Genomic DNA, 7,052 nt, shown 5'->3' with positions numbered 1-7,052 from the left:
AGCGTCGTCAGCGTCATCTGGTTCGGCATCTTCGGCGGAGCCGCTTTCCACGTCCAACAGGAAGCCGATAAAACAGGCACCCCCGGACTGGTAACAACAGTCAACGGCGTCCCGTCCGTGAACTTCGACGGCGCACTCTTCGACCTGGTCAAAAACCTTGGCATGCCCGGCTGGCTCACCGCCGCCGTCATCGTGCTGGCCATGATCCTGGTAGCAATCTTTTTCATCACCGGCGCCGACGCCGCATCCATCGTGATGGGATCACTTAGCTCCAACGGCGCCGAACACCCCCGCCGCGGAGTAGTGATCTTCTGGGGCACCCTCACCGGCGCCGTGGCAGCAGTCATGCTGCTCGCCGGCGGCGACGAACCCTCCGAAGCCCTGGCCGGCCTCCAACGCATCACCATCGTCGCAGCACTACCCTTCATCATCGTCATGCTCCTGCTCTGCTTCGCCCTCACCAAAGACCTCCGACGCGACCCCCTCTCCCTCCGACGACGCCTGGCCACATCCGTCGTCGAACGCGCCATACGCACCGGCGTAGAACAACACGGCGGCATCCAATTCGACCTCGTCACAAAACACGACTGCGCCGACACCTGCCCGGACCCCGACTCCCACCAAGGCGGCACCCACACCGGCAGCATCCCCACCGTCCAGACCCGCCACACAAACCCCAACAACAACTAAAACCACCACCACGCTAAGCAGCGGGCCAAACACCAACGCCCCGCCCTCCACATACGGAGGGCGGGGCGTTGGGCCGTTCAGAGATCGTCTTCGGGCCGGGCGGCGAGGATCCGTTTGGCTCTGACCTGCAGGATGTCGAGCGACTCCTGGATCAGGGGCGATGCGATGCTGCCCCTCCGCACCGCAGCGACAATGCGGCGCGCGGGCTTCCCTTTGCCAGTGATGCGCAGCCGAACCACGTTTTCGGCACTACGCAGGGGTGCCAGTCGCGGCAGCAGCCCCACGCCCAGCCCCGCACCAACGAAAGCGATCTGGGTTTCCCATTCAACGGCCTCATGGGCAATCCGCGGTGTGACCCCGACTGCCGTGAACGCCGCGGTGAATAGGGAATGGTAGGTCGACCCGACGGCCTCGGTGATCCAGGGTTCCGACGCTAATTCTTCGAGCGTCACCGTTTCCCGCGATGCCAGGGGATGGTTGGAGGGGATGATCACATCCAGGGGATCGTCGAGCAGGACGGTCTGCTCGAAGCGCGGATCGTCCTCAGCATGGGTGTCTGACTGCATGGCGACGATGACCGCGAGGTCGATTCGCTCGGCAACCAGCAAGTCGAAGCAGCGGGCCGGGTTTGCCTCGAGTACCTGCACCTCCAGCTGGGGGCGTGTTGAGCGCAGGGTGGCGGCCAGCGGCGCGAGCAGCTGGGCGGCAGCCGTGGAGAATCCGCCGAGGCCAAAACGGGCCGGCATTTGGTCGCCAGCCTCCATGGCCGCGGCGCGCAGGCTCTCCCACTCCGCAATGAGGGTGTCCGAGCCCGACACGAGATAGCGGCCCGCGGCGGTCAGCCGCACCCCACGGCCGTCCTTCGTCAGCAGCTGCATTCCAAGCACGCGCTGGAGCTCCCGCAATTGCGCGGAGACGGCGGAGGGCGAGTAGCCCGTGAGCTCCGCGGTTGCGCCGATGGTGCCGCACCGGGCGAACACCCGAAGTGTGATGAGTCTCGCATCGATCATGCACCTATTGTGCACAGATATCTTCCAAATTTTGCGCTTTTGTTGCGGATCAATGATCTCTAATCTCATGACTACAAGGTTTTCGACAACGCCGCTCGCACCCACGCAGCCGTGGTCGCCACGATTCGCACACTTATCCAAACCTCCCGGGAGGAAACACATGTCTGCTCCAGTCTTGCCCCTCAATTCACGCGGAAAACTCGTGTCATCATTGCCCGCCGAGCAGCTGGCGGAAATCGCCGGGCTGTTCGAGTTCCGGCGCAAGGGATATTCCCTCGACGCCCCGTTCTACACGGACCAGACCATTTTCAAGATCGACATGGAGGCCATTTTTGGCCAGCACTGGATCTTTGCCGCCAGCGTCGCCGAACTGCCGGAGCCGGGCGACTACGTCACCGTCGACTACGGGCCCTACTCCCTGATCGTCCTGCGCAACGACGACGGCGACGTCAACGTCCTGCACAACGTGTGCCGCCACCGCGGCGCCCGCGTCCTGACCGAAGCCGCCGGCTCAACGGGAAACCTGGTGTGCGGCTATCACTCCTGGACGTACTCGCCCAGCGGCGACCTGATCCACGCCTCCGCACCGGGAGAAGCGAAGTTCGACAAGAACTGTTTCGCCCTCAAGCGCGCACACAGCCGCGTGGTCGCCGGACTCATCTTCGTCTGCATTGCGGACGTACCGCCGGCCGACTTCGACGAGACCTCCAAGATCTTCGAGCCCTACCTCGCCCCCCACGATCTGTCGAAGACGAAGATCGCCTACCAGCAGAACATCATCGAAGAGGGCAACTGGAAGCTCGTCATGGAGAACAACCGTGAGTGCTACCACTGCGACGGCCACCCTGAGCTCGCCTGCTCCCTCTTCCCGACGTGGGGCCTGACCGAGGGACTGGTTCCGCCCCACCTCGAGGAGGTGTGGGACCGCAACAAGGAAGCCCAGTCCTCCCTTGAAGAGCGCTGCCGCCGCTACGGCCTGCCCTACGAGGTAGTCGAGGAGCTTGACACCCGCATCGCGGGAATACGCATCTCGCGGGAATCACTCGACGGTGAGGGTGAATCGTTCTCGGCCGACGGGCGCCGGCTCTCCAAGAAGCTGCTCGGCGACCTGCCGGACTTCCGCCTCGGCCGCTGCTCGATGCACCTGCAGCCCAACAGCTGGTTCCATTTCCTCGGGGACCACGTCATCACGTTCGGCGTCTTCCCCATCAACGAACACCAGTCACTGGTACGCACCACCTGGCTGGTGGCTGACGACGCCGAAGAGGGCGTCGATTACGATCTGGACAAACTCACCTACACCTGGAAGCAGACAAACCTGCAGGACAAGGCGTTCGTTGAGTTGTGCCAGAAGGGTGCCGGCAGCCCCGCCTACGAACCCGGCCCGTACATGAAGAGCGAGTACCAGGTAGAAGCATTCATCAACTGGTACGTGCAGCGTGTACAGGAGCACTTGGCATGACCGAACTCCTCACTGAGACGGTGATCCAGGAACCACAGCGCATTCGCGGGCTTGAGATGCCGTGGAACAGGGTCATGGGCAGCACCGAGGCACCCGCCCGCGCCGCCCGCGCACTGGGCCCCTGGCACCCGCAGGAGTTCATGGCCGAATGTGTGGAGACCGTTCCCGAGGCCGGCGGCATCATGACCTTCGTGTTCCGCCGCTGTGACGGTGCCCCCCTGGCGTTCCGGGCGGGGCAGTACGTAAACGTCGCCTTTCCCGTGAACGGCGAGGACCAGGATCCGGTGGACCGCAGCTATTCGCTGTCCAGTTCGCCCACGGAGCCGTGGACCTTCAGCATCAGCGTCAAACGCGATCACGCCGGGCTGGTCTCACCGTGGGTGCATGAGAACGTCAAACCCGGCACCGTCCTCGACATGCTCGGACCGGTCGGGGCGTTCCACCTGCCCGATGCCGACCGGCGGGCGCGTTACCTCCTGCTGGCCGCCGGCGCGGGCATTACTCCCATCATGTCCATGGTGCGGACCATCCACTCCCTGCCCGGGCACGCCGACGTCGTGGTTCTCTACCACGGAGCGGCGGCCGGTGATTTCGCCTTCCATCAGGAGTTGGCCTACATCGCCTCCGTGGACTCGCGCGTCAAGGTCCACTACTCCCTGGGCGACCGGAGCAAACCCGAGGGGTGGGACGGACTCAGCGGGAGGCTAACGGCCGCCATGCTCGACTACGTGGCCCCTGATGCCAACGGCCGCCAGGTCTATGCCTGCGGCCCCGAGGGCTACCTTAACACCGCCACCAAGCTCCTGGAGAAGGTCGGCGTCGATGACACTTCGATATACATGGAGTTCTTCACGGGAGATCGCCAGACGCTCCTTGAATACCAGGCAGAGATCGCGCTTGCGACGGACATCGCGGAGGAAATCGCCGAGGAAATCGCCGAATCCGCCGAGGACTACTATGAAAGCCAGCCCAGCGCGTTTGGGCTCTACGAGCCCGGCTACGACTCCGAGGGAACCCTGCAGGCCACGGGGCTCCCGCTGGAAACAGTCGACTCGGACGCATCAGGTTTCGAAAACCCCGAGGGCACTGCGGACGTGGGGGCCGGGTCCCCCGATGCCTCGAGCTTCGACACGGTCGGAACGGGAAGCCTCACCCTGTCCTTCATGCGCACCGGTATCAACGTGCGCATCGACCCCACCGAACACATCCTCGGGGTGGCCCAGCGTGCGGGCGTCAGGATCGGCGCGAACTGCAAGGAGGGCATGTGCGGCTCCTGCAAGGTGGTCAAGCTTTCCGGGGAGGTCGAGATGAACCACCAGGGCGGCATCCGGGCACGGGAAATCGCTGCAGGCAAGTTCCTGCCCTGCTGCTCCACCGCGCAGACCGATTTGGTGATCGATGCCTAGCCGCTTCCGGCTGCTCTAGGCCGGACAGCATGACAACTACCTCACAGACAGTCTGATGCGACCAGTATCACTGTGGGGTTCGATCGCCAACCCATAGGAGCCATTCAATGTCAGGTAACAAAGCCGTTGCATACAAGGCACCGGGGATCGTGGAAATCATCGATACCCCGTTTCCCACCTTTGAACTGCAGGCCGGACCCGGCGTCAATCCCGTCAATGTCGGCCGGAAGGTCCCGCACGGGGTCATCCTGCGCACCGTGAGCACCAACATCTGCGGTTCGGACCAGCACATGGTTCGTGGCCGCACGACCGCCCCGGCCGGTCTCGTCCTGGGGCACGAGATCACCGGGGAAGTCATCGAGACCGGGCCCGACGTCGAGTTCATCAAGGTCGGGGACATCGTCTCGGTCCCCTTCAATATCTCCTGTGGGCGCTGCCGGAACTGCAAGGAAGGCAAGACCGGAATCTGCCTGAACGTGAACCCGGACCGCCCCGGGTCCGCCTACGGCTATGTTGACATGGGCGGATGGGTCGGCGGGCAGGCGGAGTATGTCCTGGTCCCGTACGCGGACTGGAACCTGTTGCGGTTCCCTGATCGGGACCAAGCTTTGGAAAAGATCATGGACCTGACCATGCTCTCGGACATCCTCCCGACCGGTTTCCACGGGGCCGTCACGGCAGGTGTCGGCGTCGGGTCCACCGTCTATGTTGCCGGGGCCGGTCCCGTAGGGCTTGCCGCGGCGGCCAGCGCGCAGCTGCTGGGGGCCGCCGTGGTCATCGTGGGGGATCTCAATGAGGACCGCCTGGCCCAGGCCCGATCCTTTGGCTGCGAAACCGTCAATGTGACCATGGGCGATCCGGCAGACCAGATCGAGCAGCTTCTCGGCGTCCGGGAGGTCGATGCCGGTATCGACGCGGTCGGTTTCGAGGCCCGCGGACACGGTGCCGGGGCCCAGGAGGCGCCCGCCGCCGTGCTCAATTCGCTGATGGACCTCACGGCTGCCGGCGGGTCCCTGGGCATTCCCGGCCTATATGTCACCGGGGACCCGGGTGCCGCGGACGCAGCAGCCCAGAAAGGCAGCCTATCCCTGTCCCTGGGCACCGGCTGGGCGAAGTCCCTTTCCTTCGCGACCGGCCAATGCCCGGTGATGAAATACAACCGGCAGCTGATGATGGCGATCCTGCATGACAGGATCCAGATCGCCAAGGCAGTCAATGCCACGGCCATTTCACTCCAGGATGCCCCTCGGGGCTACGCGGAATTCGATGCCGGAGCCGCCACGAAGTACGTCCTGGACCCGAACGGCTACCTCAGTAACTAATCCGAGGAATTGTGCTGATCCGTGCCGATCGACTGGAGGCTTGGGGGCTTCCTCCCACTCAAGGCCATGTTTAACCGCATGCCCATCAACCCCGAGCAAAGGATTCGCTCATGGCTACAAGCCGTGACTTAAAATTCTCCACCCCCGAAGAGTCGCCTGCCGATAGCTCTTTCGCAGCAACTCCCCCCAACGAACAGCCCGAAGGTACGCGAAACACCACAACAGTCCTGGATGTCCCTGCGGGTGAAGGCACCAGCCCTGCAGTCCTCGATCCGGTGGACGGAGCCGTGGGGGGCCTGCCGGATTCTGAGGAATACGAACAGATCCTGGGCGAGCTTCGTTCTGCCAGGACCGAGCAAGCCGTTTCGGCACGCCGGAACCATAAGCTCGTTCTCGACAAGGTCACCTTCGGGATCACCGGCGCCATCGCCGTCGCCTTTGTGGTCTGGGGATTTGTCGGCCGCGACAGCCTCGCCTCGTCCTCGACCGTTGCCCTGAACTGGGTCATGGAATACACCGGCTGGCTGTTCATGCTCCTGGCCTCGCTCTTCGTCGTCTTTGTCCTCTGGCTCGCCCTGGGCAAGTTCGGCAACATCCCGCTGGGCAAAGACGGCGAAAAACCCGAATTCCGTACCGTTTCCTGGGTCGCGATGATGTTCGCCGCCGGCATGGGCATCGGCCTGATGTTCTACGGTGTAGCCGAACCGCTCTACCACTACATCTCTCCCCCGCCCGGAACCGTGAACGGACGGACCCCCGAAGCCATCCAGACCGCCATGGCAACCTCCATCTTCCACTGGACACTGCACCCCTGGGCCATGTACGCAGTCGTAGGCATCGCCATGGCCTACGGCACCTACCGCCTGGGCCGCAGGCAACTGATCTCTGTCGCCTTCACCTCACTCTTCGGCGTCAGGAGGGTCGAAGGGCCCATCGGGAAGTTCATCAACATCCTGGCCATTTTCGCCACCCTGTTCGGCACCGCCGCATCCCTGGGCCTGGGCGCCCTGCAGATCGGCAGCGGCATGACCTCCAACGGCTGGTTCGGCGAAATCGGCACCCCCGTGCTCGTAGCAATCGTCGCCGTCCTGACCCTATGCTTCGTCGCCTCGGCCGTCTCCGGCATCAGCCGCGGCATCCAGTGGCTCTCCAACATCAACAT

The 7,052-nt window shown here is 63.8% G+C and carries 6 protein-coding genes; 5 read left to right on the top strand and 1 reads right to left on the bottom strand.

Features of this window, described 5'->3' with window-relative positions:
• On the top strand, positions 1–690 hold a 690-nt coding region (locus BS38_RS0123810; RefSeq protein WP_028270702.1), incomplete at its 5' end, for a BCCT family transporter.
• Positions 691–767: 77 nt separating this feature from the next.
• On the opposite strand, the gene BS38_RS0123805 is transcribed toward BS38_RS0123810, so the two are convergent.
• Positions 768–1,700, bottom strand: coding sequence for a LysR family transcriptional regulator (locus BS38_RS0123805; protein WP_028272996.1), 933 nt, complete (start codon positions 1,698–1,700; stop codon positions 768–770).
• Between the two features lie 160 nt (positions 1,701–1,860).
• On the opposite strand from BS38_RS0123805, the gene BS38_RS0123800 reads away from it, so the two are divergent.
• The 4 genes from BS38_RS0123800 to BS38_RS0123785 form a co-directional block, all read left to right on the top strand.
• A complete protein-coding gene (locus tag BS38_RS0123800; protein ID WP_028272995.1) occupies positions 1,861–3,162 on the top strand; it encodes an aromatic ring-hydroxylating oxygenase subunit alpha in 1,302 nt (433 codons plus the stop codon).
• Positions 3,159–4,568, top strand: coding sequence for a ferredoxin reductase (locus tag BS38_RS0123795; protein ID WP_028272994.1), 1,410 nt, complete (start codon positions 3,159–3,161; stop codon positions 4,566–4,568). The genes BS38_RS0123800 and BS38_RS0123795 overlap by 4 nt, the downstream gene beginning before the upstream one ends.
• A 107-nt stretch (positions 4,569–4,675) precedes the next feature.
• A complete protein-coding gene (gene fdhA, locus BS38_RS0123790) occupies positions 4,676–5,890 on the top strand; it encodes a formaldehyde dehydrogenase, glutathione-independent (RefSeq protein ID WP_028272993.1) in 1,215 nt (404 codons plus the stop codon).
• Between the two features lie 110 nt (positions 5,891–6,000).
• Positions 6,001–7,052, top strand: a 1,052-nt coding sequence (locus BS38_RS0123785) for a BCCT family transporter (protein WP_043439958.1), incomplete at its 3' end; no start/stop codon positions are given.

Source organism: Arthrobacter sp. UNC362MFTsu5.1 (assembly GCF_000685965.1).
Taxonomy (GTDB): Bacteria; Actinomycetota; Actinomycetes; order Actinomycetales; family Micrococcaceae; genus Arthrobacter.
Note: the sequence above shows the minus strand (reverse complement) of the source record. Positions and strands in the feature narration are given on the sequence as shown.